26 protein-coding genes and 1 pseudogene are annotated in these 23,150 nt (G+C 66.2%); 11 read left to right on the top strand and 16 right to left on the bottom strand.

Features of this window, described 5'->3' with window-relative positions:
- Positions 1 to 104 (bottom strand): twin-arginine translocation signal domain-containing protein (locus tag CC207_RS28450; RefSeq protein ID WP_143496172.1); only part of this gene is annotated, 104 nt, incomplete at its 3' end.
- Between the two features lie 108 nt (positions 105 to 212).
- On the opposite strand from CC207_RS28450, the gene CC207_RS23240 reads away from it, so the two are divergent.
- Both CC207_RS23240 and CC207_RS23235 read left to right on the top strand, forming a co-directional pair.
- Positions 213 to 1,091, top strand: coding sequence for a LysR family transcriptional regulator (locus CC207_RS23240; protein ID WP_088852840.1), 879 nt, complete (start codon positions 213 to 215; stop codon positions 1,089 to 1,091).
- An 83-nt stretch (positions 1,092 to 1,174) separates the two neighbouring features.
- Positions 1,175 to 2,743, top strand: a complete 1,569-nt coding sequence (locus CC207_RS23235; RefSeq protein ID WP_028688931.1) for a sensor domain-containing diguanylate cyclase — start codon at positions 1,175 to 1,177, stop codon at positions 2,741 to 2,743.
- Positions 2,744 to 2,807: 64 nt separating this feature from the next.
- On the opposite strand, the gene CC207_RS23230 is transcribed toward CC207_RS23235, so the two are convergent.
- The 8 genes from CC207_RS23230 to CC207_RS23195 all read right to left on the bottom strand — a co-directional run bounded on the left by CC207_RS23230 (position 2,808) and on the right by CC207_RS23195 (position 9,828).
- The gene (locus tag CC207_RS23230; RefSeq protein ID WP_028688930.1) at positions 2,808 to 3,767 is read right to left on the bottom strand and encodes a ribonuclease Z; all 960 of its coding nucleotides are present in this window, start codon (positions 3,765 to 3,767) and stop codon (positions 2,808 to 2,810) included.
- 122 nt (positions 3,768 to 3,889) lie between these two features.
- Entirely contained in the window at positions 3,890 to 4,690 is an 801-nt protein-coding gene (gene hpaI, locus CC207_RS23225; protein ID WP_028688929.1) for a 4-hydroxy-2-oxoheptanedioate aldolase, read from the bottom strand.
- Positions 4,691 to 4,699: 9 nt separating this feature from the next.
- Positions 4,700 to 5,503, bottom strand: coding sequence for a 2-oxo-hept-4-ene-1,7-dioate hydratase (gene hpaH, locus CC207_RS23220; protein WP_028688928.1), 804 nt, complete (start codon positions 5,501 to 5,503; stop codon positions 4,700 to 4,702).
- A 7-nt stretch (positions 5,504 to 5,510) separates the two neighbouring features.
- Positions 5,511 to 5,921 carry a 5-carboxymethyl-2-hydroxymuconate Delta-isomerase gene (locus CC207_RS23215; protein ID WP_028688927.1) on the bottom strand — a complete coding sequence of 137 codons (411 nt, stop codon included), beginning with the start codon at positions 5,919 to 5,921 and terminating at the stop codon, positions 5,511 to 5,513.
- Positions 5,922 to 5,930: 9 nt separating this feature from the next.
- Complete coding sequence (gene hpaD, locus CC207_RS23210) at positions 5,931 to 6,854, bottom strand: 3,4-dihydroxyphenylacetate 2,3-dioxygenase (RefSeq protein WP_028688926.1); 924 nt, start codon at positions 6,852 to 6,854, stop codon at positions 5,931 to 5,933.
- A gap of 66 nt (positions 6,855 to 6,920) precedes the next feature.
- Positions 6,921 to 8,381: a 5-carboxymethyl-2-hydroxymuconate semialdehyde dehydrogenase gene (gene hpaE, locus CC207_RS23205; RefSeq protein ID WP_088852839.1), complete on the bottom strand. Its 1,461-nt coding sequence runs from the start codon at positions 8,379 to 8,381 to the stop codon at positions 6,921 to 6,923.
- Positions 8,378 to 9,157 carry a fumarylacetoacetate hydrolase family protein gene (locus CC207_RS23200; protein WP_088852838.1) on the bottom strand — a complete coding sequence of 260 codons (780 nt, stop codon included), beginning with the start codon at positions 9,155 to 9,157 and terminating at the stop codon, positions 8,378 to 8,380. Before CC207_RS23200 ends, hpaE begins: the two co-directional genes overlap by 4 nt.
- Positions 9,154 to 9,828, bottom strand: a complete 675-nt coding sequence (locus CC207_RS23195) for a fumarylacetoacetate hydrolase family protein (protein ID WP_088852837.1) — start codon at positions 9,826 to 9,828, stop codon at positions 9,154 to 9,156. Before CC207_RS23195 ends, CC207_RS23200 begins: the two co-directional genes overlap by 4 nt.
- 140 nt (positions 9,829 to 9,968) lie before the next feature.
- Here CC207_RS23195 and hpaA point away from each other — a divergent pair, with 140 nt between their 5' ends.
- Complete coding sequence (gene hpaA, locus CC207_RS23190) at positions 9,969 to 10,871, top strand: 4-hydroxyphenylacetate catabolism regulatory protein HpaA (protein ID WP_028688922.1); 903 nt, start codon at positions 9,969 to 9,971, stop codon at positions 10,869 to 10,871.
- Between the two features lie 171 nt (positions 10,872 to 11,042).
- Positions 11,043 to 11,465, top strand: coding sequence for a homoprotocatechuate degradation operon regulator HpaR (gene hpaR, locus CC207_RS23185; protein ID WP_028688921.1), 423 nt, complete (start codon positions 11,043 to 11,045; stop codon positions 11,463 to 11,465).
- Between the two features lie 57 nt (positions 11,466 to 11,522).
- Here hpaR and CC207_RS23180 read toward each other — a convergent pair whose 3' ends face one another.
- Positions 11,523 to 12,119 carry a TetR/AcrR family transcriptional regulator gene (locus CC207_RS23180; protein WP_213883433.1) on the bottom strand — a complete coding sequence of 199 codons (597 nt, stop codon included), beginning with the start codon at positions 12,117 to 12,119 and terminating at the stop codon, positions 11,523 to 11,525.
- Positions 12,120 to 12,124: 5 nt separating this feature from the next.
- Positions 12,125 to 13,336: a multidrug effflux MFS transporter gene (locus CC207_RS23175; protein WP_088852835.1), complete on the bottom strand. Its 1,212-nt coding sequence runs from the start codon at positions 13,334 to 13,336 to the stop codon at positions 12,125 to 12,127.
- Positions 13,337 to 13,577: 241 nt separating this feature from the next.
- Between CC207_RS23175 and CC207_RS23170 the strand changes: the two genes are divergently transcribed.
- The 5 genes and pseudogenes from CC207_RS23170 (at position 13,578) to CC207_RS23150 (ending at position 16,614) form a co-directional block, all read left to right on the top strand.
- On the top strand, positions 13,578 to 13,769 hold the full coding sequence (locus tag CC207_RS23170) for a general stress protein (protein ID WP_028688918.1): 192 nt from the start codon (positions 13,578 to 13,580) through the stop codon (positions 13,767 to 13,769).
- Between the two features lie 464 nt (positions 13,770 to 14,233).
- Positions 14,234 to 14,545, top strand: a pseudogene (locus tag CC207_RS23160) (carboxylate-amine ligase); the annotation flags it as partial.
- A gap of 97 nt (positions 14,546 to 14,642) precedes the next feature.
- Positions 14,643 to 15,548, top strand: a complete 906-nt coding sequence (locus CC207_RS23155; RefSeq protein ID WP_088852834.1) for an SDR family oxidoreductase — start codon at positions 14,643 to 14,645, stop codon at positions 15,546 to 15,548.
- A gap of 82 nt (positions 15,549 to 15,630) precedes the next feature.
- Positions 15,631 to 15,768 carry a PSPA7_2676 family Cys-rich small protein gene (locus CC207_RS27195; RefSeq protein WP_175406180.1) on the top strand — a complete coding sequence of 46 codons (138 nt, stop codon included), beginning with the start codon at positions 15,631 to 15,633 and terminating at the stop codon, positions 15,766 to 15,768.
- Positions 15,769 to 15,777: 9 nt separating this feature from the next.
- Positions 15,778 to 16,614 (top strand): Ku protein, encoded by an 837-nt coding sequence (locus tag CC207_RS23150; protein ID WP_088852833.1) that lies wholly within the window; start codon positions 15,778 to 15,780, stop codon positions 16,612 to 16,614.
- A gap of 16 nt (positions 16,615 to 16,630) precedes the next feature.
- Here the strand turns inward: CC207_RS23150 and CC207_RS23145 are convergent, their stop codons facing one another.
- The 5 genes from CC207_RS23145 to ligD are packed head-to-tail and all read right to left on the bottom strand — an operon-like array spanning position 16,631 to position 22,143.
- A complete protein-coding gene (locus CC207_RS23145) occupies positions 16,631 to 17,293 on the bottom strand; it encodes a glycosyltransferase (protein WP_028688914.1) in 663 nt (220 codons plus the stop codon).
- Entirely contained in the window at positions 17,290 to 17,889 is a 600-nt protein-coding gene (locus CC207_RS23140) for a bifunctional 2-polyprenyl-6-hydroxyphenol methylase/3-demethylubiquinol 3-O-methyltransferase UbiG (RefSeq protein WP_028688913.1), read from the bottom strand. The genes CC207_RS23145 and CC207_RS23140 overlap by 4 nt, the downstream gene beginning before the upstream one ends.
- Positions 17,886 to 18,656 carry a PIG-L deacetylase family protein gene (locus tag CC207_RS23135; protein WP_088852832.1) on the bottom strand — a complete coding sequence of 257 codons (771 nt, stop codon included), beginning with the start codon at positions 18,654 to 18,656 and terminating at the stop codon, positions 17,886 to 17,888. The genes CC207_RS23140 and CC207_RS23135 overlap by 4 nt, the downstream gene beginning before the upstream one ends.
- The gene (locus CC207_RS23130; RefSeq protein ID WP_256582295.1) at positions 18,653 to 19,675 is read right to left on the bottom strand and encodes an acyl-CoA dehydrogenase; all 1,023 of its coding nucleotides are present in this window, start codon (positions 19,673 to 19,675) and stop codon (positions 18,653 to 18,655) included. The genes CC207_RS23135 and CC207_RS23130 overlap by 4 nt, the downstream gene beginning before the upstream one ends.
- Positions 19,675 to 22,143, bottom strand: a complete 2,469-nt coding sequence (ligD, locus tag CC207_RS23125; RefSeq protein WP_088852831.1) for a DNA ligase D — start codon at positions 22,141 to 22,143, stop codon at positions 19,675 to 19,677. Before ligD ends, CC207_RS23130 begins: the two co-directional genes overlap by 1 nt.
- Positions 22,144 to 22,299: 156 nt before the next feature.
- Between ligD and CC207_RS23120 the strand changes: the two genes are divergently transcribed.
- Entirely contained in the window at positions 22,300 to 22,761 is a 462-nt protein-coding gene (locus CC207_RS23120) for a phosphotransferase system, HPr-related protein (RefSeq protein ID WP_088852830.1), read from the top strand.
- Positions 22,761 to 22,991, top strand: coding sequence for a metallothionein (locus CC207_RS23115; RefSeq protein WP_081791518.1), 231 nt, complete (start codon positions 22,761 to 22,763; stop codon positions 22,989 to 22,991). Before CC207_RS23120 ends, CC207_RS23115 begins: the two co-directional genes overlap by 1 nt.
- The last annotated feature ends 159 nt before the right edge of the window (positions 22,992 to 23,150 follow it).

The raw sequence follows: 23,150 nt of genomic DNA, 5'->3' as shown, positions 1-23,150 counted from the left end.
GTCGTTCCGTTGCTGCTGCCGGGCTGGCTTGCCAGTGCCGCGCCCGCCGCCACGGCGATGCCGCCGGCGAGGGTGCCTTTCACGAAGTCTCTTCTGCTGGTCATCGGTTCGCTCCTGAGTGCGGGGGTTTCGATACCGGGCAGTGTAATTAGCGAAAAAATCGCTAATAATTAGCCAAAAGACAAAATCATATTTCGGAAAAATCGAAAGCTATGTTGGATCAACTGGCGTTGTTCCTTACCATCATCGAAAAAGGCAGTCTGTCGGCGGCGGGCCGTGAACGCGGGCTGTCACCGGCCACGGTGTCCGAGCGCCTGTCGGCGCTGGAGGCGCATTACGGAGTGACGCTGCTGACCCGCAGCACCCGCTCGCTCAGCCTGACCGACGCCGGTCGCCTGCTGGCCGACGGCGCCCGGCGCCTGCTGGCCGAGGCCGAGGAGTTGCAGAGCCAGCTGCAGGACGGCCAACAGAAGATCTCCGGGCTGGTGCGCCTGAGCGCGCCGGTGGACCTCGGCCAGCACTGCATCGTGCCGCTGCTCGACCGTTTCCTCGCTGAGCACCCCGACGTGTCGATCGACCTGGACCTGACCGACGGCTACGTCGACCTTGTCGGGCAGGGCATCGACCTCGCCATCCGCTACGGCACATTGGCCGACAGCTCCCTGCGCGCCAGACCCCTGGGCGACAACCGCCGGGTGGTGTGCGCCGCGCCCGACTACCTGCGCCGGCATGGCATACCGCTGCACCCGGACGACCTGGCGCGGCACGACTGCATCGTCATGCGCTTCGGCATCCACACCGAGCGGGTCTGGCCGTTCCGTCTGGGCGCGGCGGCGTATCCGGTCAGCGTGCGCGGCCGGCGCGTCGCCAACAACGGCGAGCAGGTGCGGCGCTGGGCCCTGGCCGGGCATGGCCTGTGCCTGAAGTCGCTGCGCGATGTGCAGGATGACCTGGACGAAGGCAGGCTGGTGGAGGTGCTGGGTGACTTCAGCGCCGGGCCGGTGGCGCTGCAGATCGTCTATCCGCCGACCCGGGTGCAACCGAGGCGGGTGCGGGCGCTGATGGAGGCGATCGTGGCGCAGCTTGGTTGAACAGGCCGCTCCTAGAGGGGATAGACAGTTGCCTGGCTGAACTATAGTGATGAGCGGCCAGTGCGTGACGACAAGGGACTTCGATGGCAGCAGCCAGGAAACACACTGATGACGGCCTCTTCGCGGTGACCGGCGAGGGCCGCGCCGTGTCGTTGTTCCGCCTGGTGCTGGGTTTCATGGCGGTGGTGATGCTGGCGTTCGTGCTGATCGAGGGCTGGCGGATCTGGCGCGATTACCGGCAGGCGTTCGGCGACGCCGAGAACGCGGTCACCAACCTGGCCCGAGCTACGGCCCAGCACGCCGAGGACGCCATCCGCCAGGTGGACGCGATCACCGCCGTCCTGGCCGAGCGCCTGGAAGGCGATGGCTTTGCCCACGTCGATCGACCGCGCCTGCACGCCCTGCTCAAGCAACAGGCGCAGATCATGCCGCAGTTGCACGGCCTGTTCGTTTATGGCGCCGATGGCAGCTGGATCGTCACCGACAAGGATGCCGTGCCGCCGGGGGCCAACAACGCCGACCGCGACTATTTCCTCTACCACCAGACCCATGCCGACCGCCAGGTGCGCATCGGCTCGGTGGTGCGCAGCCGTTCCACGGGCGACCTGATCATCCCCATCTCGCGGCGTCTGGACCTGCCCGATGGACGCTTCGCCGGGGTGCTGCTGGGCACCATCAAGGTCGACTGGTTCGTGCGCTATTACGGCGACTTCAAGATCGATGAGCGTGGCGCCCTGGTTCTGGCCAAGCGTGACGGCACCATCCTCGTGCGCCGGCCCTTCGTCGAGCAGGTCATCGGCCGCAGTCTGGCGGGCAGCGAGATCTTCCGACACTACCTGCCCTACGCCAATGAAGGGGTGACCGAGGCAGTGGCGGTGGTTGATGGCACGACGCGGTTGTATGCGTTCCGCGCGCTGTCCAGTTACCCGCTGGTGGTGCAGGCGGGCTTGTCCCTCGAGTCGATTGTCGGGCCCTGGCGGCGTGACATGATCAAATCGTTGGCGGTGCTGGTTCTGCTGCTGGTCGGCCTGGCCGGCTTCGGCTGGATTGTCCTGCGCCAGTTGCGCGAGCGCATCGCCATCGAGCGCGCGCTGCACCAGGCCCACCAGACCCTCAAGGCGCTGGCCCTGAGCGACAGCCTGACCGGACTGGGCAACCGTCGACGGCTGGACGCGGTGTTCGAGCCGGAGATCCGCCGAGCGCGGCGCCAGGGCCGGCCGCTGGCCCTGGTCATGCTCGACCTGGACTACTTCAAGGCCTACAACGACCGCTACGGCCACCCGGCGGGCGACCAGTGCCTGCGGCGTTTCGCCGAGCTGCTACGTCAGGCGCTCAAGCGCCCCGCAGACCTGGCGGTGCGCTATGGCGGCGAGGAGTTCACCCTGTTGTTGCCCGATACCGATGTCCAGGGTGCCAGCCAGATCGTCCAGGAGATCCTGCAGCTGTTGCGCCGGCTGGCCATCGAGCATGCCGGCAGCCCGTTGGGGCATGTCACGGCCAGTGCCGGTATCGCGGTGGGCGCGCCGACGTTGGAGACGGTGACCCCGGAGAACCTGATGGCAGCGGCGGATGCGGCGCTTTATGCAGCCAAGCGTCAGGGGCGGGATCGCTACTGCCTGGCGGGCAGTGTGGAGCAGCATCCGGCGCATTGAGGCCCCAGGGATCATTCAGCCATCACCAGCGTTGCGCGCCCATGCCAGGATCCCCCCTTAGGCGTTACTCCACCTCGACCACCACCCCATCACGGCCAAGCCGATAACGCTGCAGGTCCCGGGCCAGGGTCAGGTGCCCGTTGTAGTGCGCTTGCGCCTCCTCGCGCACTTCCTCGATGGAGCCGCCGCGCCCGCCGCCGGATTGGTAGCGGGCGCTGAAATGCGTCAGCACCAGGTTCCTGACACCCGCCGTTTCGGCGAAGCGCGCCACCGCGGCGGCGGTGCTGTGGCCGAAGGTGGCCTGGGTACGTTCGACCACCGGCTGGGTGAAGGTGGCCTCATGCACCAGTACATCCACATTCGCCGCCAGCGTGCTCAATAGCTCCGGGCGGTCGTTGTCGCCGCAGACGATGATCCGCTGCGCCGGGCGTGTCGGTTGCAGGTAAGTCTGCGGATCGAGCTGACGCCCCTCGTGCTCGACAGTCCTGCCACGGGCCAGTTGCCCCCACATCGGCCCGGCGGGGATGCCGTCGGCCTGCAGGCGCTGGGTGTCGAGCCGGGGCTCGGGGTCACGTTCCTCGAACACGAAACCGTAGGACGGCACCCGATGCGACAGCTCGACCACGCCGATCTGCACATTGCCATGTTCCAGCCCGGTGAAGGTCTCGACCGGCTGCATCTGCAGCTCGAAGGGCAGATATGTATCGCTGACCGCCAGGCTCTGGCGCACCCAGGTCTGCAGGTCGGCCGGCAGCACCAGTTGCAACGGCTCCTTGCGCCCTGACATGCCAGCGCTGGCCAGCAACCCCGGCAACCCGAAGCAGTGGTCGCCGTGCACATGGGTGATGAGGATGGCGCGCAGGTCGCGCACCGACAGCGGGCTGTGCAGCAGCTGGTGCTGGGTGCCTTCGCCGCAATCGACCAGGTACCACCCAGTGCCGGATGCCTCGATGACCGCAGTCGCACTGACGTTGCGGGCCTTGGTGGGCACACCGGAAGAGGTGCCCAGAAACTGCAGGTCCATTGCCTGACTCCTTGGTTCGATGTTGTTGCGACCCCGCAGGGCGGGGCGCGCGGAGGCTAGCATGGCACTGTCGCAGGGGCCAGTACGCTCCCAACATCGAGCTTACGCGCTACCAGGCCGGACTAGTAGACACCGCCCTGGGCGCTGGTAGCGGCCCCTTCCTTGAACTTGCCCGCCAACGTCTGCAAGCCGCGCATCAGCACCGTGGTGTCGACCCCCACAGCGACGAACGCCGCCCCTAGCTCGATATACCGGCGCGCCAGCGCTTCGTCGGCACTGAGGATCCCCGCCGCCTTGCCTGCACGGCCGATGCGCACGATGGCATCGTCGATGGCCGCCTGTACTTCGGGATGCCCCGGGTTGCCCCGGTGGCCCATGTCGGCGCTGAGGTCGGCGGGGCCGATGAACACGCCATCGACACCTTCGACGGCGCAGATCGCGTCGAGGTTGGCCAGGCCTTCGCGGTTCTCCACCTGTACCAGCAGGCACATCTGTTCGTCAGCCTGGTCCAGGTAGCCGGGCACGCTGTTCCAGCGCGATGCTCGTGCCAGCGCGCTACCTACGCCGCGCACTCCGTGGGGCGGGTAGCGCATCGCACGCACCAACTGGCGTGCCTGCTCGGCGCTTTCGACCATGGGCACCAGCAGGGTCTGCGCGCCGATATCCAGCAATTGCTTGATCAGCGCGGTGTCGCCGATCACCGGGCGCACGATCGGCTGAGCCGGGTAGGGCGCCACCGCCTGTAACTGGCCGAGCAGGCCACGCAGGTCGTTGGGCGCGTGCTCACCGTCGAGCAGCAGCCAGTCGAAGCCGGCGTTGGCCGCCAGTTCCGCGCAGTACGGATCGGCCAGGCCGAGCCACAGGCCGATCTGCGCCTGGCCCGTGCGCAGGCGTTGCTTGAAGGTATTGATGGGCATGTCCATGGTGGATCCTCAGACGAATCGGCAGGCGATCGAGCCAAGCTGGTCGTAGTCGACGTGGAAGGTGTCGCCGGGGCGGGCGGCTACCGGGCGGGTGAACGAACCGCCGAGAATGATCTGGCCGGTCTCCAGCCCCACGTCGTACGGCGCCAGTTTGTTGGCCAGCCAGGCGACGCCCTTGGCCGGGTGGTTGAGCACCGCCGCCGACACGCCGGACTCCTCGATCACGCCGTTGCGGTACAGCACCGCCGGCACCTTGCGCAGGTCGACGTCGCCCGGGCGCACCGCGCGACCGCCCATGACCACGCCGGCGTTGGCTGCGTTGTCGGAGATGGTGTCGAACACCTTGCGGGTCACGCCGCTGTGCGGGTCGACCTGCTGGATGCGCGCATCAATGATCTCCAGGGCCGGAATCACCCATTCGGTGGCGTCGAGCACGTCGAACAGGGTCACGTTCGGCCCCTTGAGTGGCTTGCCGAGGATGAACGCCAGCTCCACCTCGACCCGGGGCACGATGAAGCGCTCGAAGGGAATGTCGCTGCCTTCGTCGAACAGCATGTCGTCGAGCAGCGCGCCGTAGTCCGGTTCGGTGATGTTCGAGGAAACTTGCATGGCCCTGGAGGTCAGGCCGATCTTGTGGCCGACCAGCTTGCGGCCACCCTCGATCTTGCGTGCCACCCAGGCGCGCTGTATGGCGTAGGCGTCCTCGATGCTGATCGAGGGGTGTTCCAAGGAGAACTGGCCGACCTGTTCGCGGGTGCGTTCGGCCTGGTCTAGACGGGCGGCGGCTTGCTGGATGATGCGGGCGTCGAGCATGGAGACCTCAGGGCTGACGGGTGAACAGGGGATGCAGGCTGCTGTGCTTGGCGTCGTACACCTGTGCCTGGCTCTCATCGATCTGCAGGGTCACGCCGACCGGGCGACGTCCCAGCAGCGCGTCCAGGTGCTGGCGCAAGACAGCCAGCAGCGCATCGCCGACCTGCCGGTGCACCGTGGCGCTGCGGCCGCTGCCCATGCGCAGGTTGGCGTAGACGAAACCGTAGTCGCCACGACCATCGGCGATCGCGGCATGGGCTGCCGGGTAGGCCAGCACGCGGGTGCCGCCGGTGGGGAACACCTGGCGATCATGTTCGTCGCGCTGGGCGAGCATGCAGTCGGCCAGGGCGCGGCACAGGCCGGGCATATCGGCGTCGGCTTCTATATCCGGGCTATAGAGCAGGACCAGATGGGGCATGGGGGCTCCTTACAGGCGGCTGGTGGAGGTGATCCCAGCCGGGTTCGAGGCCTGGGCTGCGGGGATCGCGCTGCCGTCCTGCGGGGTGACCGGGAAGATCGCGTTGATCTGGCCGGTACCGGAAGAACCGAAGTACGGTGTCACCACCTCGGCCTTGCCGTCGTATCGCGACCAGCCGAGCGCACCGAGCAACATGGCAGTGTCGTGCATGAAGCCTTCGCCATGGCCCTTGACCGCATACTCGGGCAGCATCGCGCAGAAGTCCGCCCAGTCGCCGTCCTGCCACATGCGCACCACGCGGTGGTCGAGGGTTTCCAGGAACGGGCTCCAGACCTTGGTGGCAAAGTCCGGGGCCTGGCCGTTCTGGGCAAAACGGTGTGACAGCGAGCCGCTGGCGAGGAAAGCCACGGTGCCGTCGTAGTGGTCCTCGACCGCCTTGCGCATGGCCCAGCCCAGGCGCGCGCTGTCGTTGAGGTAGTGCGAGGTGCACAGGGCCGAGACCGAGATCACCTTGAAGTGGCGGTCGGCGTTCATGTAGCGCATCGGCACCAGGGTGCCGTATTCCGGGGCCAGGGTGGTGGCGTCGTGGGCCATGGTCTCCACGCCCAGTCGATTGCATTCTTGCGCGAGGATTCGCCCCAGCTCGGGGTTGCCGGGGAAGCCGTAGTTCATGTTGGCGATGAAGTGCGGCAGTTCGTTGCTGGTGTACAGGCCTTCGAAGTGCGCGGCGCAGTTGATGTGGTAGTTGGCGTTGACCAGCCAGTGGGTGTCGAACACGACGATGGTGTCCACGCCCAGTTCGCGGCAGCGCCGGCCGATCTCGTGGTGCCCGTCGATGGCCGCCTGGCGAAAGCCCTGGCGCGGGCCGGGCAGTTCGGACAGGTACATCGAGGGCACATGGGTGATCTTGGCGGCGAGAGCGAGTTTGCCCATGGTATGTCTCCTGTTGAAGGTTGTTGTTCTTGGTGTCCATGGCGAGAGCTGCGCAGCAGCCCCGTTCTACACGCCCCAGCGCGGAATGTGATGGCTACCCATGGATATACACACGTTCTTGATCTCGGCGAAGACCTCGAAGCTGTATTGCCCACCCTCGCGCCCGGTGCCCGAGCCTTTCACCCCGCCGAACGGTTGGCGCAGGTCACGCACGTTCTGGCTGTTGATGAACACCATGCCCGCCTCGATACCGCGGGCCAGGCGGTGGGCCTTGCCGATGTCCTGGGTCCAGATGTACGACGCCAGGCCGTATTCGGTGTCGTTGGCCAGTTGCAGCGCCTCGGCCTCGTCCTTGAACGGGATCAGGCAGACCACCGGGCCAAAGATCTCTTCCTGGGCGATGCGCATCGTGTTGCTCACGTCGGCGAACACCGTCGGCTGGATGAACTGCCCCTTGGCCAGGTGCGCTGGCAGCCCGGCCGGACGCTCCAGGCCACCGGCCACCAGGCGTGCGCCTTCCTCGAGGCCGATGCGGATATAGCCGGTGACCTTGTCGTAGTGCTGCTGGGTGATCATCGAGCCCACCTGGGTCTTCGGATCGGTCGGGTCGCCGACGATCAGGCGCCTGGCGCGGGCGGCGAACTCGGCGACGAACTGCGGGTACACGCTTTCCTGGATGAAGATGCGGCTGCCGGCGGTGCAGCGCTCGCCGTTGAGCGAGAAGATGGTGAACAGCGCGGCGTCCAGGGCACGGTCCAGGTCGGCGTCTTCGAAGACCAGCACTGGCGACTTGCCGCCCAGTTCCATGGAGTACTTCTTAAGGCCCGCCGTCTGCATGATCTTGCGGCCGGTGGCGGTGCCGCCGGTGAACGAGATGGCGCGCACGTCCGGGTGGCGCACCAGGGCATCGCCGGCGGTGGCGCCGTAGCCCTGGATGACGTTGAGCACGCCATGGGGGATGCCGGCCTCGACTGCCAGGCGGCCCAGCTCATTGGCGGTCAGCGGCGACAGCTCGCTCATCTTCAGCACCGCGGTGTTGCCCAGCGCCAGGCACGGCGCGGTCTTCCAGGTGGCGGTCATGAACGGCACGTTCCAGGGCGACACCAGCCCGCACACGCCCACCGGTTGGTACAGGGTGTAGTTGAGCATCTGGTCGTCCACCGGGTAGGTGTGCCCGTCCATGCGCGTGCACACCTCGGCGAAGAAGTCGAAGTTGTGCGATGCGCGAGGAATCAGCACGTTGCGCGTCTGGTGGATCGGCAGGCCGGTGTCCAGGGTCTCCAGTTCGGCCAGCTGCGGTACGTTCTGCTCGATCAGCTCGCCCAGGCGGCGCATCAGGCGGGCGCGTTCCTTGGCCGGGGTGTTGGCCCATTTCGGGAAGGCCTCTTTTGCCGCAGCCACGGCCTGGGCGACTTCCTCGGCGCCGCCGCTGGCGACTTCGCCGATGGCCTCGCCGGTGGCCGGGTTGTAGTTGATGAAGGTATCGGGACTCTCGACTTCACGGCCGTTGATCCAGTGCTTGATCATGCTGTTGCCTCGTGTGCTTTGTGGGCGAAGAACTCGGCTTCGCTGACGATTCGGTTGACCAGGCGGCCGACCCCTTGCACCTCCACCACCACTTCGTCGCCGGGGACCACGTCGGCAAGGCCTTCCGGGGTGCCGGTGGCGATCATGTCGCCGGGCTGCAGGGTCATGAAGCTGGAGAAGTATTCGATCAGGTAGGGGATGTCGAAGATCATGTCGGCGGTGCTGCCTTGCTGTTTCAGCTCGCCGTTGATCCAGGTGCGCAGCGTCAGGTTCGACGGATCCGGCACGTCGGCGACGTCGACGATCCACGGGCCTACCGGGGTGGTGGCGTCGCGATTCTTCACCCGCAGGTTGGGGCGGTAGTAGTTTTCCAGGTAGTCACGGATGGCGTAGTCGTTGCACACGGTGTAGCCGGCCAGGTAGTCGAGGGCGTCCTCGCGCCTGACGTTGCGCGCCGGCTTGCCGATCACCGCCACCAGCTCGCACTCGTAGTGCATGTACTTGACGTTGTCCGGGCGCCAGGTCACCTGCTCGTGCCCGGTGTAGGTGCCCGGCGACTTGATGAACGCCAGCGGTTCGGTGGGCGGGGTGAAGGCCAGCTCGGCGGCGTGGTCGGCATAGTTCAGGCCCAGGGCGAACATGTTGCCGGTGGCCGGTGGCAGCCAGGTAACCTGGTCGGCCTGGACCAGGCGACCATCGGCCAGGCGCAGTTGCTGGTCGTCCTCGACGGTGATCTGATGGACCTGGCCATCGAACTGGATACGGGCGTGCTTCATGGGGCGAGTCCTTGTTCGGCGACGATGGGGTTGGTCAGCTGGCCAAGGCCGTCGATCTCGACCGTCACCCGGTCGCCGGGCAGCACATCGACGCGGCCTTCGGGGGTGCCGGTGATCAGCACGTCGCCGGCATGCAGGGTCATGAACTCGCTGATCTCGGCGATCAGCCGGGCCACGCCGCGCACGCAGTTGGCGGTGTTGTTGTGCTGGCGCAACTCGCCGTTGACCCACAGGCGGATGCCCAGCGCGTCGGGGTTGTCGACCTGCGCGGCCGGCACCAGCTGCGGGCCGATGGCGCAGAAGCCGTCGCGGCACTTGGCCTTGACCGCCGGGCGGTAGTAGCTGTCCTCGGGCAGGCTGAACTCGTTGACGATGGTGTAGCCGGCCACATGCGCGAGGGCGTCGTCGATGCTGACGCGGCTGGCGTCCTTGCCGATCACCACGCCCAGCGCGGGGCCGGGTTGCAGGCGCTCGACTGCCGAGGGGTAGGTTACCGGCTGGGCATGCCCGTTGCGGGTGTTCGGGGTCTTGATGAACAGCACCGGCTTGACCGGCGGCTGCTGGTACGGCGCTTGATGGAAGGATGCCAGATGCTGCTGCAGCAGGCCCTGGTAGTTCAGGGCGACGCCGAACAAGCTGCCGTTGGCGACCTCGTGCAAGGCACGGCTCATGCTTTTCTCCTGCGCTTCGTGGTGTTTTTGTTAATGTGTTAACGTTATATTTAATATGTTAACGATCGTCAAGGCGTCTACCGCTGGCTGGTGGTGCTACGATGATTTCCCCGGCGCGTTTCACCGCTGCGAGAACAACAATGAAAGAACGACAGCCGATCCCCAATATCAACATCGGTCAGGTCTATGACCAGCGCTACAGCGACAGCGAGGTGCACTACGACCGCCTGGGCAACCTGGCCGGTTTTTTCGGTCGCAACATGCCAGTGCACCGCCACGACCGCTTCTTCCAGGTGCACTACGTCAAGACCGGCAGTGTGCGGGTGTACCTGGACGAACAGCGCTACCACGAGTCCGGGCCGATGTTCTTCCTCACCCCGCCGACCATTCCCCATGCCTTCGTCACCGAGGCCGACGCCGACGGCCATGTGCTGACCGTGCGCCAGCAACTGGTCTGGCAACTGCTGCAGGCCGAGCCCGGGCTGGCGTTGGGACCGCGGCTGCAACCGGCCTGCGTTGCACTGGGGCACCTGCAGGGCGCGGCGGCCGGCGAGGTACGGCGCCTGGAGCAGCTGTTCGACCTGCTTGGCGACGAAATCGGCCATGGCCAGGCCGGGCAGGGCACCGCCGTGCAGGACCTGGCGCGGCTGGTGATGATCAGCCTGCTGCGCCTGGGCGCCAATTCGCTGGAGGCAACGCCCGCGCGGCACGAGGACTTGCAGTTGTTCCATCGCTTCAACGAGCTGATCGAGCGCCACTACCTCGACCACTGGACGCTGCCGGCCTACGCGGCGGCGCTGGGGGTGACCGAGGCGCGGCTGAATGATGTGTGCCGGCGCATGGCCGACCTGCCGTCCAAGCGCCTGGTGTTCGAACGGCTGATGCAGGAGGCGCGGCGGTTGCTGCTGTACACCGGCGGTTCGGCCAACGAGATCTGCTACCGGCTGGGGTTCAAGGATCCGGCGTATTTCAGCCGCTTCTTCCAGCGCCATGCGCAGATGACGCCGGGGGAGTACCGTCAGCGCCAGGCGGGATTGCGTTGACATGAGGCGATCAGCTCCGGGCTGCAAGCTTCACCTGATCGTGCAACGAAGGCGCTGCTTGGAAAATGCGCGTTTGCCGGGAGCGCTGGTACTTTTCACTGGGGCTGGACAGCACCGGTGAAAATGGTTTTCACTTTATTAATATCTTAATAAAACCAGCCGCTTATCCTGATGACCAATCCAAGACCTTCCCTGACGTTGACCCTGTTGCAGGCCCGCGAAGCGACCATGGCGTTCTTCCGCCCGGCCCTCAATGCCCACGACCTGACCGAGCAGCAGTGGCGGGTGATCCGCATCCTGCGCCAGCAGGGCGAGCTGGAAAGCCACCAGTTGGCGGACATGGCCTGCATCCTCAAACCGAGCATGAGCGGCGTCCTCAAGCGCCTGGAACGCGACGGCCTGGTGGGTCGGCGCAAGTCGCCGGAGGATCAGCGGCGGATATTCATCAGCCTGACCGTGCGTGGCCAGCAGGCATTCCTGGCCATGAGCGAGGAGATGGAGCGCAATTACCAGGAGATCCAGCGCCAGTTCGGCGAGGACAAGTTGGAGAAGTTGATGGAGTTGTTGAACGAGCTCAAGAAGGTCAGGCCCTGATGCAGCGAGCGCTGACCACCGCCATCGCGGGGCCCTTGAATCGTGTAAAGGGTCCCCCTACAGACCGGCAAGATACAGCGAATCATCGAGAATCTTCAGCAACGAAGCCGCCCGCCGTGCATACACCGCCGGGTTCGCGTACAGCAGCTCCACATGCAGGCTGTCGATGATCCCCAGGTACGCGTCACCATACAGCTCCAGCTTGTTGCCATCGCTGCGGGCCCAGGCGTGGCGCTCGCGCAGGGCCTGGCAGAAGCCCAGGCGGATCTGCTCCAGGTAGGCCTCGAAGCCGCCGGTGACAACCGAGCGGATCGGCGTCGGCGGCAGGAACGCCGTGCGCAGCACGAAGCGCAGGTTGGCCGAGGCGGCGTAGTGCTCGGCCAGGTGCAGCGGGTGCCAGTGCCCCGGCGCCTCGCGGCCCGCCGCCTCGTGGCCGAACCCTGCCTCGACGTAGGCGGTTTCGTCCGCCAGCGCCCGTTCGAAGGCGCGCACGAACAACGCATCCTTGTTGGCGAAATGGGCATAAAGCGATGCCTTGCGCATGCCCGCCAGGGCGGCGATTTCGTTCAGCGATGAGCCGTCGTAGCCGTGTTCGGCAAAGTGTTCGACGGCATGGTCGCAGATGCGCGCGGCGGATGGGGTCAGGGCTTTCAAGGCGGTCACTCCGGGTTGACGCTGGGGCAGGGCGAGGCGCTGATTGTCTTTGCCACGGCGGCGCGGGTCAAACCGACGATGATCAGGGCAGCGGCCGCCAACAGCCAGGCCCAGGCCAGCGGCCCCAGCGTTGCCAGGTGCCCGGCCAAGGGTGTAGCACTGGATGAAATCACCAGTTGCAGGGCACCGAGCAGGGCTGCGGTGGAGCCGACGTCACGTTGCTGCGACGACATCGCCAGGGCCATCAAGGTGGCCTCGCAAATGCCCAGGCCGAACAGCGCCAGCACGACGCCCGCCAGCAGCAGCGCCAGGCCCGCGCCGCTCAGCCCGGCAAGTACCGCCAGCAGCGCGCCGCCGCCCATGCACAGCGCGCCCCACCAGGCCACGCGAGCCACGCCGTGGCGCGTCACCCAGTAGCCGGACAGCGCCGCGCCGAGCAGGATGGCCACGCCGCAGGCCCCGAACAGCAGGCCGAAGTGGGCGCTGGAAAGGCCGAAATGCTGCTGGTACACGTAGGCGGAGCCGGCGATGTAGGCGAACAGGAAGAAGAACACCGCCGACAACGCCAGGGCCGGTCGCAGGAACGCGCCATCGGCGGCGATGCGCGCATAGGTGCGCCATGCGCGGGCCGGCGCCAGGCGTACCCGCTGCCCCGCCGGCAAGGTCTCGCCGAGCGTCAGCATCGAGTTGAGCAAGGTCAGCAGGCCCAGACCGGCCAGCACCAGCATGATCGCCCGCCAACCATAGGCCGCGTCGATCATCCCGCCCAACGCCGGGGCGAGGATCGGCGCCAGGCCTTCGATGGTCATCAGCAGGGCGAAGATCTGCGCCGCCCGCGCGCCGTCGGCGCTGTCGCGGACCATGCTCATGATCACCACCAACGTCAGCGCGCTGGCCAGGCCCTGGACCAGGCGTGCGATCAGCAACGCGTCCAGCGAGGGCGCTGCGGCCGCGCCGAGGGAGGCCAGGCTGAACACCATCAACCCCGCGAGCAGCGGACGACGACGGCCCAGGGCGTCAACCAGCGGGCCGAACAGCAACTGGCCGGCACCCATCGCCAGCAGGAACACGGTCAGGGTCAGCTGCACCTGGGTATAGCCGGTGGCGAAGTCGCGGGCCATTTCCGGCAGGCTGGCCAGGTACATGTCGATGGCCGAAGGGCCGAGGGCGCCGATCAGGGCAAGAGAGGCGGCGAAGCGCAGGTGGGAAGCAGGCATGACTGGGAAATCCGTTGACGAAAATGCACCTACCGACCGGTAGGTTGTGCAAATTATGCCAGAGTGCCTGAAGGGGTCAACCCTGCCCGCGTCCGCTTGCGTCCCAGATACAGGGCAGCGGCATGTTTAGCGCCACCGGTCCGATCGCCCCGGAATAATCCGAATCCCGCCTTATCGCCGTACTCCCAATCCTGTACGGCATGCAGCCGTGCATCCCTTAGCCACACGAGGTTTTGCAACCATGGCCAACAAAGACAGCAACATGACCGGTCGCCAGGACAGCAACAAGACCGGCAGCCAGGGTGGATCGAAGAACCCGGGCAACTTCGCCAACGACCGCGAGAAGGCCTCCGAAGCCGGCCGCAAGGGCGGTCAGAGCAGTGGCGGCGACCACCGTCAGACCGAGTCCGGCCGCAAGGGTGGCCGCACGTAAGTGAGGGCACGCGGTGCCGGGCTTGCCCGGCACCGCGCATACCCCACCCAGGAGGCGCCATGCGTGGCGACCGATGGCCTTGAGCATCGCTATCGGGCCCTGCTCAAGGGCCCTGATCCGCTAGGCGAGGCCTGGCTGCAGCAGCCGCTGCGCCAAGTGCGTACGCTTGCGGACGACCTGCCGGATGATCCCGGGCGATTGCTGGAATGGTCAGCCGCCCATGCCCAGCGGGTCGCCAGTGAACACATGGCTTATCTTGAACAACGGCGCCAGGGGCCGCGCGCCGCTACTTCACCAACCGGGCCATGCCTTGTGGTTCCTGCAACAGGTTGCGCCGACCAAGGCGGTCGACGGCGCATGGTTGCACGGCGCCCTGTGCCATTGGCGGGAACCGCGTTTTCACGGGTTGATCCGCATCTTTCTCGAGGAACAGGGGGACGGCGATCCGCGCTGGCAGTGGGAGCAGGCCTTCGCGGCGGTTTGCGACAGTCGAACTGCGTATCTGCGATGGCTGCCCCCGGTTGGACGATGCCTTGGCCGTCGCCAGCCGCGAGATGCGCTGGGTCACCCAGGAAAACTATTGGCGTGCCCTGCGTCAGGGCCGCCTAGGCACCTTCATCGGCGTGTACGAGCAACAGCCGGTGAGCGCCGAAGGCTGGCTGACGCAACTGCAGTTGCAATGCCCGGCCGACACCGCCGATGCCGAACGCGCCTTCATCCAGGCCCGGCGCATCTTGCGCGACGGCACCAGTGCCGATCACCAGCTGTCGGTGCTCGGGACTCATTGAGTAAACCATTCGCTGGTCGCCAGCCTCGAAAGCTGTGTGCCCCACAATTCGACAACATGCAGCCAAAACAGAAGGAGCCCCACCCATGCCCGGCAAGCCCCAGGACCAATTCACCCTGCAAAATCCCCTGACCCAATATCCCCATCCGCCCTTTGCGGCCCAGGGCCAACCCGCCCCTGGCCTGGATGCCCACATGCAACCCAAGCCCGACCACGGTGAAGCCACCTATAAAGGCTTCGGCCGCCTGGTCGATCGTCGCGCCCTGATCACCGGCGCCGACTCGGGAATCGGGCGCGCCGTGGCCATCGCCTTCGCCCGCGAGGGCGCCGACATCGCCCTCAACTACCTGCCCACGGAGGAGCGTGACGCCCGAGAAGTGGTCCAGCTGATCGAGGCCGAAGGGCGCAAGGCCGTGGCACTTCCTGGCGATCTCAAGGATCCGCGCTTCTGCAGCCAGTTGGTGGACCAGGCCCACGAACAGCTCGGCGGCCTGGACATCCTGGTCAACGTCGCCGGCAAGCAGGTGGCGCGCAAGGACATTGGCCAGATCACCCACGAGCAGTTCGATCACACCCTCAAGACCAACGTCTACGCGTTGTTCTGGTTGTGCCAGGCTGCCGTGCCGCTGATGCCGGCCGGGGCCACGATCATCAACACTGCCTCGATCCAGTCCTACCAGCCATCGGCGACGCTGCTCGACTACGCCACCACCAAGGCGGCGATCGTTGCCTTCACCAAGGCGCTGGCCAAGCAGGTGATCGAGCGCGGCATCCGCGTCAACGCAGTGGCGCCGGGCCCGATCTGGACCGTGTTGCAGCCCAGCGGCGGCCAACCGCCGGAGAAGATTCCCGACTTCGGTGGGCACACACCGATGAAACGTCCCGGCCAACCTGCCGAATGCGCGCCGCTGTATGTGCTGCTGGCCAGCCAGGAGTCGAGCTATATCACTGGGGAGGTATTCGGCGTCACGGGGGGGAATCCACTCCCGTAGGGCAAAGTCGAATAAACCTTGGCCGCGCCGCGCAGTCAGTCCTTGTAAGAGCCCCTATTCATGCGGGCCAGGGAGGTGGCTGATGAAACTCGTCTGCCTGTTGCGTGGCTGCCAATGGCGCAGTCTGTTGGTCCGTGAAATCGCCGGGCTCCATTGCCAGTGCTGCGAACGCTGCGGCGCGTTGCGCTACAGCCAGCCCGGCCAACCGTTCGACGCGTAGGAGCCGACCATGGCCCGGGCAATCTGGAAAGGCGCGATCAGCTTCGGCCTCGTGCACATCCCCGTCTCCCTCAATACCGCCGTGCGCAGCGAGCGGGTGGATTTCGACTGGCTCGACAAGCGCAGCATGGAACCGGTGGGTTACAAACGGGTGAACAAGGTCACAGGCAAGGAGATCGACAAGGAACACATCGTCAAGGGCGTGGAGTACGAGAAGGGTCGCTACGTGGTGATCAGCGAGGAGGAGATTCGCAAGGCCCGGCCCGAGGTGACCCAGACCATCAATATCTTCTCGTTCGTCGATGCCCGGGAGATACCGCTGCAACAGTTCGACACGCCTTATTACCTGAGCCCCGACCGCGGCGGCGGCAAGGTCTACGCCTTGTTGCGCGAGGCCCTGGAAAGTACCGGCAAGGTCGCCCTGGCCACCGTCGTGCTGCACACCCGCCAGCATCTGGCGCTGCTGCGCCCGCTGCAAGACGCGCTGGTGATGATTACCCTGCGCTGGCCCGAGGAGGTGCGAGGCCTGGCGTCGCTGGAACTGGACAAGAGCGTGACCGACAGCAAGCTGGACAAGCGCGAACTGGACATGGCCAGGAAGCTGGTGCAAGACATGAGCGGGCCATGGTCGCCCGACGAGTACCATGATGCCTTTCGCCAGACCATCCTCGAGCTGGTGCAAGAGAAGGCCAGCAAGGGCAAGATCGAGACCGTGGACAAAGGCGAGGGCGCGCCGGCGGAGAAGGGCGCGGACATCATCGACCTCACCGAGCTGCTCAAGCGCAGCCTGGGTGGCAAGACCAAGGCGAAGAAACCGGCGGCCAAGCGACCGCGCAAAGCATCTTAGCGCGGTTGCGCAGAGGTTACGGTAGTTGCCCCTCCAGCCCATTCAGGTAGTCGCCGAAGCCCTGGCGGGCGCGGCTGTCCCGGCGACTGCTGGTGGCCACGCTGTGCGCCGCCGTCCAGACAATCTGCGCGCCACTGGCCTCGAGGGCCAGCACCAGTTGCACATCTTCGTGGGCCGGCAATGGCTGGAATCCGCCGACGCGCTCATAGGCCTTGGCGCAGACGCCCAGGTTGGCGCCGTGAATATGCCGATGGCCGTCCCGGGCCTGGTAACGGCTGCGGTACAACTGGCGCAGAGCGGCGCCTTGCCAGGGTTGCCAGCGCTCGATGTGCACCGTGCCGCAGACCGCGTCGGCATGCCATTGCAGTTGCGACACCAGCCAGTGCACGGGTACGCGGCTGTCGGCATCGGTAAACGCCAACCACTGGGCGCCGCGGTCGATCATCCATGCCGCGCCCAGGCGCCGGGCAATGCCGACGTTGCCGGCCTCCAACACCATGGTATGCACGCCATGGCGGCGGGCAATTCGCGCGCTGGCATCGACGCAGCGATCGAGGACCACCAGCACCTCGACCACCAGGCCCGCCGCCTCGGCCCGCGCCACCGCCAGCTTGACGGCAGCGAGGCAGTGCCCGAGGCGGCGGGCCTCGTTGTGGGCCGGAATGATGACGGCGATCATGGGCAGGTCTCGTTCAGGTCCACGGCGCTGGGCTGGCACGACCAGTACTCGAGCAGGAAATCCGCCTCCTCGTGGCGCAGCAGCGGGTAAAGTGGCAGGTGTCGGGCCAGCAGGGCATGGACCTCGCCACCCTCCTGCGGGCAAGCGGCAATGGGATGGCGCCAGTGGCAGGCCAGCAGGCCGCCGTCATGGCTCAGGCTAGCCACCGATTGCTCGATCACCTGCAGCCACTCGGTGGGTGCCAGGTAGTAGCCGATCTCGCTGAGCACGATCAGGTCGAACTGTCCGCCCGGCCAGTCACCCGGGAGGTGGCCCTGTTCGACGCGGGCATGGCTCGCGCCCGCCAGCCGCTGGCGGGCCAGGGCCACGGCGGTGGGGTCGATGTCCTGGCACAGCAGCTCGGCGCAGCGCTCGGCCAGCAGGATGCTCAGTTCACCGTTGGCGCAGGCCGGCTCGAAGACGCGCTCGTAGTATTGGCGGGGCAGGCTGGCCAGGGCCAGGTCGCGCTTGCGCCGTTCATACCAGCGGGTACGAAAGGCCCATGGGTCGTCGTTGTCGGCATACAGGTCGGCAAAATACTGCGCGTCGAGGCTCATGGCGACTCCATTGACAGGAAGACCAGTTCGAAAGGTTGCAGCAGGCAGGCCTGCAGGTGTTCGGGCAGTACCGGCGGATGGTCGCCATCGGGCTGCAACTGGCTGGCATGGGCGGCCAGGGCTTCGCGTTTGCGCGCCAGACGCGCCTCGTCGAGCGACAGGCGATGTGCCCGGGGCCACGGCAGCCTAGGATCGTCGGGTGCGGCCCAGTGCCAGGCCCAGACCGGCACCTCGGCCAGTTGCGCGCGACACGATTGCGCCGCCCTGGCGCAGGCGCGGCCGGCCGCTTCATGATCGCAGTGCCCATCACCCCGCCAGGTGGTCAGCAGCAGGTCGTCGGGCTGCAGCAATTGCTCCAGGTGCGCGACCAGGAACGCCTCATCGCGGGGCAGGGCGCCGTCCTTGAGGTTGAGCCGTCGCCATTCGACGCGGTTGAGGTCCAGCTCCAGCTTTTGCAGGGCATGGCGGCTCTCCAGAGGGCGCTGATGGCGCAGGCGGTGCTCGGTCCATTGGTTGGAGTGAGGATGGCTGGCCTCGCCGTTGGTGGCGGAAATCAGTACCAGGTCCTGTTCCCGGCCGTGGAAGCAGGCCAACAGACCGCCGGCCATGAGGATCTCGTCGTCCGGATGCGGCGCCAGCAGCACCAGGCGTCTGCCGGGCGGGCACAGTCGGTCGGGCGTCAGCCAGGTGGCACGGGCCAGGTACGCGGACTGTTGCCAGGCGCTCCAAGGCGTGCCGTGAGCGGCCTGGATCAGATTCTGGCTCATAGTTTCCATGCTCCTTCAGGCCTATCGGTCAGTTGCCGCCCCAGCTCGGCCAGGTCGCGTTCAGCGTGACTTTGCCGCAGGTATACCGGCAGGTCGGCGCTGAGCCGGGCGAAATGGCTGTTGCGACAGTACGGCGTTGCGCCCAATGCCCGGCCGACATGCTGGATGACCTGCTCGACCGCCTGCTCGACCTGGGCGCGGGTGCGGCGTACCTCGTAACTGGCATCGTCGCCTGGTTGGCGGTCGATCCAGGCGGCGCATTCTCGCAGGGCGGCGCGGGCTCCGAACAAGGCCGCATCGACGGCGCCCAGGTGGGCGACGGCGTGTGGGTCGGGCCGGGGTTTGCGGCAGTGTTCGCGCAGGTAGTCCGCCAAGGCTGCGGCCGCGCCGTACCAGCAGGCGGCGATGCCCGCGCCCCCGTGCCAGAAACCTGGGCGGGACAGGTACTGGCCGGGCTCGCCGATGGCCAGCCCGGGCGAGTCGTCGAACACGATGACGACACTGGCGGTGGCGGCCATGCCAACAGCCTGCCAGTGGTCGGCCTGGACACGCTGGCTCGGGTGGCCAAGCTCGATGGCCACCAGTTGAGGCTGGTCGTCTTGCCAGGCGGTCAGCAGCGCACGGTCGATCTGCAACGCTCCCGAACACCAGGCCTTGCGGCCTCGCAGGCGAATCTGCTCGGCGTTCCGTTCGACGATGAGGGCGCGGGCATCCGGCGGCTCCGCAGCCCACACGCCCCAGATCCCTTCGCCGGCATGATGGGCTGCGCCGCATTCGGCAAGGATCGCCAGGGCGTCGGTATGGCCCTCGTAGAGTTTGGCCAGGCTGAGATCGCAAGCAGCGACCCGCGCCAGGCCCCCCCAGCGCTCCAGGGTCCGCCCCTGACCGGGCAAGGGGAGCAGGTCAAGGTGTTCGCGCTGCAGAGCCTGCAGCAGTTCCGGCAGCAAGGGTTCGAGTTCGAGGGGCTGCGCACGGGTATATAGTCGGTGTAGCAGTTGATCGAAGGGGGTCGGTTCCATCAGGCGATCCCCAATTGCTTGCGCATGCGCACGGTGATCGACTGGCGGGTTTTGGCCATGTCGGCCCACGGATCGTCCACCTCGGCAAGCCGGGCCTGGAGGTTGCCGATGTTCCATTGGTTCGTGCCTTTGAGTTGGGTCAGTTCCTCACGCCAGATCGGCACCGACACCGGCAAGCCCTCGCGGGCGCGCAGCGAATAGGCGGCGACGGTGGTGGCGCCCTTGCCATTACGCAGGTAGTCGATGAAGATCCGCCCGACCCGGTTCTTCGGCCCGGACACGGCGCTGAGCCGATCAGGGAACAGGCCGGCCATGTGCTCGACCAAGGCATGGCTGAAGTCCTTCACTTCGTCCCAGCCAGCGCGCCGGGTCAACGGCACGACGAGGTGCATGCCCTTGCCGCCGCTGGTCTTGAGGAACACCTTCAGCCCCAGCTCATCGAGCAGGGTGAGGGTCAGTTGGGTGGCCTCGAGCATGGCTTTCCAGGGCAGTGCGGGATCCGGGTCGAGGTCGAGGACGAAGCGGTCGGGCTTGTCGAAGTCCTTGGTGGTGGCATTCCAGGTGTGCAATTCGAGCGTGTTCATCTGCACCGCGCCCAGCAGGCTGTCGGCGCGGTTGAGCACCATGGCCGCCTGGCCGGCCTGAGCCTTGCTGTAGCTGAGCACGTGGGGAATGTGCAGATGGCCGGCGTTCTTCTGGAAAAACAGCTCGCCGCCCAGGCCATCCGGTGCCCGGACCAGGGCGACAGGCCGATCCTTGAGCTGCGGCAGCAGCCGGTCGGCGACCTGGGCGTAGTACTGTGCGACCTGGCGCTTGGTGGCCCCGGTGGTCGCGTCGACCACGCGCTCGGGGTGGGTCAGGCGCAGGTTGCCCAGGCCCTCGGGTCGTGTCTGTGCTGCGCGCTTGGCGGGCATCGCTCGCTCCAGGTCGATGGCGGTGGCGGGTTTGTCGTCGCGCAGACCGTGAAACACCGAATGGCGCACGATGCCTTCGCGGGTCATCTGGGCGTAGGCGACTTCCGCCAGCAGTTGCGGCTTGAGCCAATGCACGCCGCGGGCTTCGGCTCCGGTGGGGGGGCTGGCCAAGGGCGACTTGGCGGTCTGCAGCGGTTTCAGGCGAGCGAGGATGCTGTCCAGGGTGGCGGCGCTGAAGCCGGTGCCGACCTTGCCGGCGTAGCGCAACTGGCCGCTGTCGCGGTCGTGCAGGGCCAGCAGCAGGGCGCCGAAACCGTGGCGGCTACCCTTTGGGTCGGTATAGCCGACGATCACGAATTCCTGGCGCTGCTTGCACTTGAGTTTGATCCAGTCGCCGCTGCGCCGGCCGACATAGGGGCTGTCGGCACGTTTGCCGATCAGCCCCTCGAGTTCCAGCCGGCAGGCGCTGTCGAGTAGCGAATCGATCGGCTCATTGAAATCGGCGGAGTACCTGAGCAGCGGCGAGGCGTGGTCATCCAGCAGCTTGGCCAGGGTGTTGCGACGTGCCTGTAGCGGTAGTTCGCGCAGATCCTCATCGCCCAGCCAGGGCAGGTCGAACAGGTAGTAGGTGATGTGTTCGTCGTGCTCGGTGTCGAAGGCGTTCTGCAAGGCCTGGAAATCGGCCACGCCGTTGTCGTCGACCACCACCATCTCGCCGTCCAGCCATGCGGCATCGAGCCCCAGCGCCTTGAGCGCCTCGACCTGGCGGGGCATCTTCGTACTCCAGTCGTGGCCATTGCGGGTGAACAGGCGTATGTCGTCACCGTCGATGCGCGCCAGGATCCGGTAGCCGTCGAATTTGACTTCGTAACGCCAGTCGCCGCTGGGCGGGGAGTCGACCAACGTGGCCAGTTGTGGCGTAAGAAGCGCCGGCAGGGACTTGCGACCGGCCTTGCGCTTGCGCGTGGAAGCGGTTGCCTTGGCTGGGCGCCGTGGTGGCAGGGTGCGGTCGCTCAGCACGCTGTCCGGCAGGGCTTCGACGATGCGGTAGTCGGTTTCGCTGCGCGCCTGTCCGTCATGGGACTTGACCAGCATCCACTGCTCTTTCTTGCCGGCCAGGTGGGTGCGGAACAGGTTCCAGATTCCAGATAGTTTTTCGCCCTGCAGGCGAAAGCGCAGCTTGCCCTTGGCATAGGCTTCATGCGGATCGCCCTCGGGCTCCCAGACACCCCGGTCCCAGACGATCACATCACCGGCGCCGTAATGGCCTTCGGGGATGTGCCCTTCGAAGTTGGCATAGTCCAGCGGGTGATCCTCCACGTGCACTGCCAGGCGCCGAACCTTGGGGTCGAGCGAGGGGCCCTTGGGGATCGCCCAGCTCTTGAGGGTGCCGTCGAGTTCCAGGCGGAAGTCGTAGTGCAGGTGGCTGGCATCGTGTTTCTGGATGCAGTACTGCAGCGCGTGGGCCGAGTGTGGCTTGGCGCGCTTGCCAGCCGGCTCGGGCGTGGCGTTGAAGTCGCGCTTGCGCTGGTATTCCTGCAGGGGCTTGGCCATGGCGGGCTCCGGGAGGGTTCGCGGGTCTCAAGATTGGGAGGTGGCGGCGCGGCGTGGAGTTCAAAAAAAGCGTGGGGCGGTGCTTTGTGAAGAAACTCTGAATTATTGCTTCGTGGGGGCAGTCGACCGTGTGAAGCCCACTGATGGAGAACGTTCATGCCTAGACCCGATGACCCAAGACCGCAGGTTGATATCGACGACACCGAGGACCGCATGGGCAGTGTCCACGAACTGGATTTCAGCGAGCGCCGCGATGAACGCCAGGGGCGTGTCGGCGACGAGCGTCCGGCGCGCGAAATCGCCGAGGATTACCCGCCCCGACGTGTCGCCGAAAGCGGCATGACCGGCGGCGAGGCCCTGAGCGATAGCCTGCACGAGGACAATGTCACCCTCGACGATTTGAGCCCAGACACGCTGTTTGATGAAACCGGCGCTCGCGACCCGCATGAGCCTGGCACAGGCGGCGGGCCTGCCGACCAGGACCTGCGCCAGGTGGACGCCCAGGAGATCGGTGGCGGCATCGGCCTGGACGAGGCCGAACTCGCCCGCTCGGCGCCATTGGACGGTGAGCCGTGGACCGATGAGGTGGTGCCTGATGACGACAGGAGAGAGCCGTGATGAATGAGCAACGCTGTTCCTGCAACCACTGTTCCTGCACCGTAGATGCCAATGCCCTGGTCCAGGATGGCAAGGCCTATTGCTGCGAAGCCTGCGCGACGGGGCATAGCAATGGGGAGGCTTGTCGTATGGCGGACTGCAAATGTGGAGAGATAACCCAGCCGAAGGAGAGCAATGTCGATAACGCTTTGGATGAAACATTTCCGGCGAGTGATCCTATATCGCCATAAAGTTCTTTCATTCTCGACGGCTGTTTCGTTAGAATCTCCGGTGAAGGGGAGTTATTATATCAACATGCGCACCATTCAATAGCAGCTCTTTTGATCTTGATCTTGATCTTGATCTTGATCTTGATCTTGATCTTGCTTCTAAGTGCACAATAGTTCAGA

This window comes from Pseudomonas sp. DrBHI1 (assembly GCF_002205115.1).
Lineage (GTDB): Bacteria > Pseudomonadota > Gammaproteobacteria > Pseudomonadales > Pseudomonadaceae > Aquipseudomonas > Aquipseudomonas mosselii.
The sequence above is the reverse complement of the archived record's forward strand: the minus strand, read 5'-3'. Positions and strand labels throughout refer to the sequence as shown.

Excerpts from the sequence above, each read along its gene's own strand:
- CC207_RS23175 (WP_088852835.1), bottom strand. The coding sequence starts at position 13,336 with ATGCCTGCTTCCCACCTGCGCTTCGCCGCCTCTCTTGCCCTGATCGGC.
- hpaR (WP_028688921.1), top strand. The coding sequence starts at position 11,043 with ATGACCAATCCAAGACCTTCCCTGACGTTGACCCTGTTGCAGGCCCGC.
- CC207_RS23115 (WP_081791518.1), top strand. The coding sequence starts at position 22,761 with ATGAATGAGCAACGCTGTTCCTGCAACCACTGTTCCTGCACCGTAGAT.
- CC207_RS23240 (WP_088852840.1), top strand. The coding sequence starts at position 213 with ATGTTGGATCAACTGGCGTTGTTCCTTACCATCATCGAAAAAGGCAGT.
- hpaD (WP_028688926.1), bottom strand. The coding sequence starts at position 6,854 with ATGGGCAAACTCGCTCTCGCCGCCAAGATCACCCATGTGCCCTCGATG.
- CC207_RS23215 (WP_028688927.1), bottom strand. The coding sequence starts at position 5,921 with ATGCCCCATCTGGTCCTGCTCTATAGCCCGGATATAGAAGCCGACGCC.
- ligD (WP_088852831.1), bottom strand. The coding sequence starts at position 22,143 with ATGGCCAAGCCCCTGCAGGAATACCAGCGCAAGCGCGACTTCAACGCC.
- CC207_RS23135 (WP_088852832.1), bottom strand. The coding sequence starts at position 18,656 with ATGAGCCAGAATCTGATCCAGGCCGCTCACGGCACGCCTTGGAGCGCC.
- CC207_RS23120 (WP_088852830.1), top strand. The coding sequence starts at position 22,300 with ATGCCTAGACCCGATGACCCAAGACCGCAGGTTGATATCGACGACACC.
- CC207_RS23145 (WP_028688914.1), bottom strand. The coding sequence starts at position 17,293 with ATGATCGCCGTCATCATTCCGGCCCACAACGAGGCCCGCCGCCTCGGG.
- CC207_RS23230 (WP_028688930.1), bottom strand. The coding sequence starts at position 3,767 with ATGGACCTGCAGTTTCTGGGCACCTCTTCCGGTGTGCCCACCAAGGCC.
- CC207_RS23130 (WP_256582295.1), bottom strand. The coding sequence starts at position 19,675 with ATGGAACCGACCCCCTTCGATCAACTGCTACACCGACTATATACCCGT.
- CC207_RS23155 (WP_088852834.1), top strand. The coding sequence starts at position 14,643 with ATGCCCGGCAAGCCCCAGGACCAATTCACCCTGCAAAATCCCCTGACC.
- hpaE (WP_088852839.1), bottom strand. The coding sequence starts at position 8,381 with ATGATCAAGCACTGGATCAACGGCCGTGAAGTCGAGAGTCCCGATACC.
- hpaH (WP_028688928.1), bottom strand. The coding sequence starts at position 5,503 with ATGCTCGACGCCCGCATCATCCAGCAAGCCGCCGCCCGTCTAGACCAG.
- CC207_RS23200 (WP_088852838.1), bottom strand. The coding sequence starts at position 9,157 with ATGAAGCACGCCCGTATCCAGTTCGATGGCCAGGTCCATCAGATCACC.
- hpaI (WP_028688929.1), bottom strand. The coding sequence starts at position 4,690 with ATGGACATGCCCATCAATACCTTCAAGCAACGCCTGCGCACGGGCCAG.
- CC207_RS23235 (WP_028688931.1), top strand. The coding sequence starts at position 1,175 with ATGGCAGCAGCCAGGAAACACACTGATGACGGCCTCTTCGCGGTGACC.
- CC207_RS27195 (WP_175406180.1), top strand. The coding sequence starts at position 15,631 with ATGAAACTCGTCTGCCTGTTGCGTGGCTGCCAATGGCGCAGTCTGTTG.
- CC207_RS23170 (WP_028688918.1), top strand. The coding sequence starts at position 13,578 with ATGGCCAACAAAGACAGCAACATGACCGGTCGCCAGGACAGCAACAAG.
- CC207_RS23140 (WP_028688913.1), bottom strand. The coding sequence starts at position 17,889 with ATGAGCCTCGACGCGCAGTATTTTGCCGACCTGTATGCCGACAACGAC.
- hpaA (WP_028688922.1), top strand. The coding sequence starts at position 9,969 with ATGAAAGAACGACAGCCGATCCCCAATATCAACATCGGTCAGGTCTAT.
- CC207_RS23150 (WP_088852833.1), top strand. The coding sequence starts at position 15,778 with ATGGCCCGGGCAATCTGGAAAGGCGCGATCAGCTTCGGCCTCGTGCAC.
- CC207_RS23195 (WP_088852837.1), bottom strand. The coding sequence starts at position 9,828 with ATGAGCCGTGCCTTGCACGAGGTCGCCAACGGCAGCTTGTTCGGCGTC.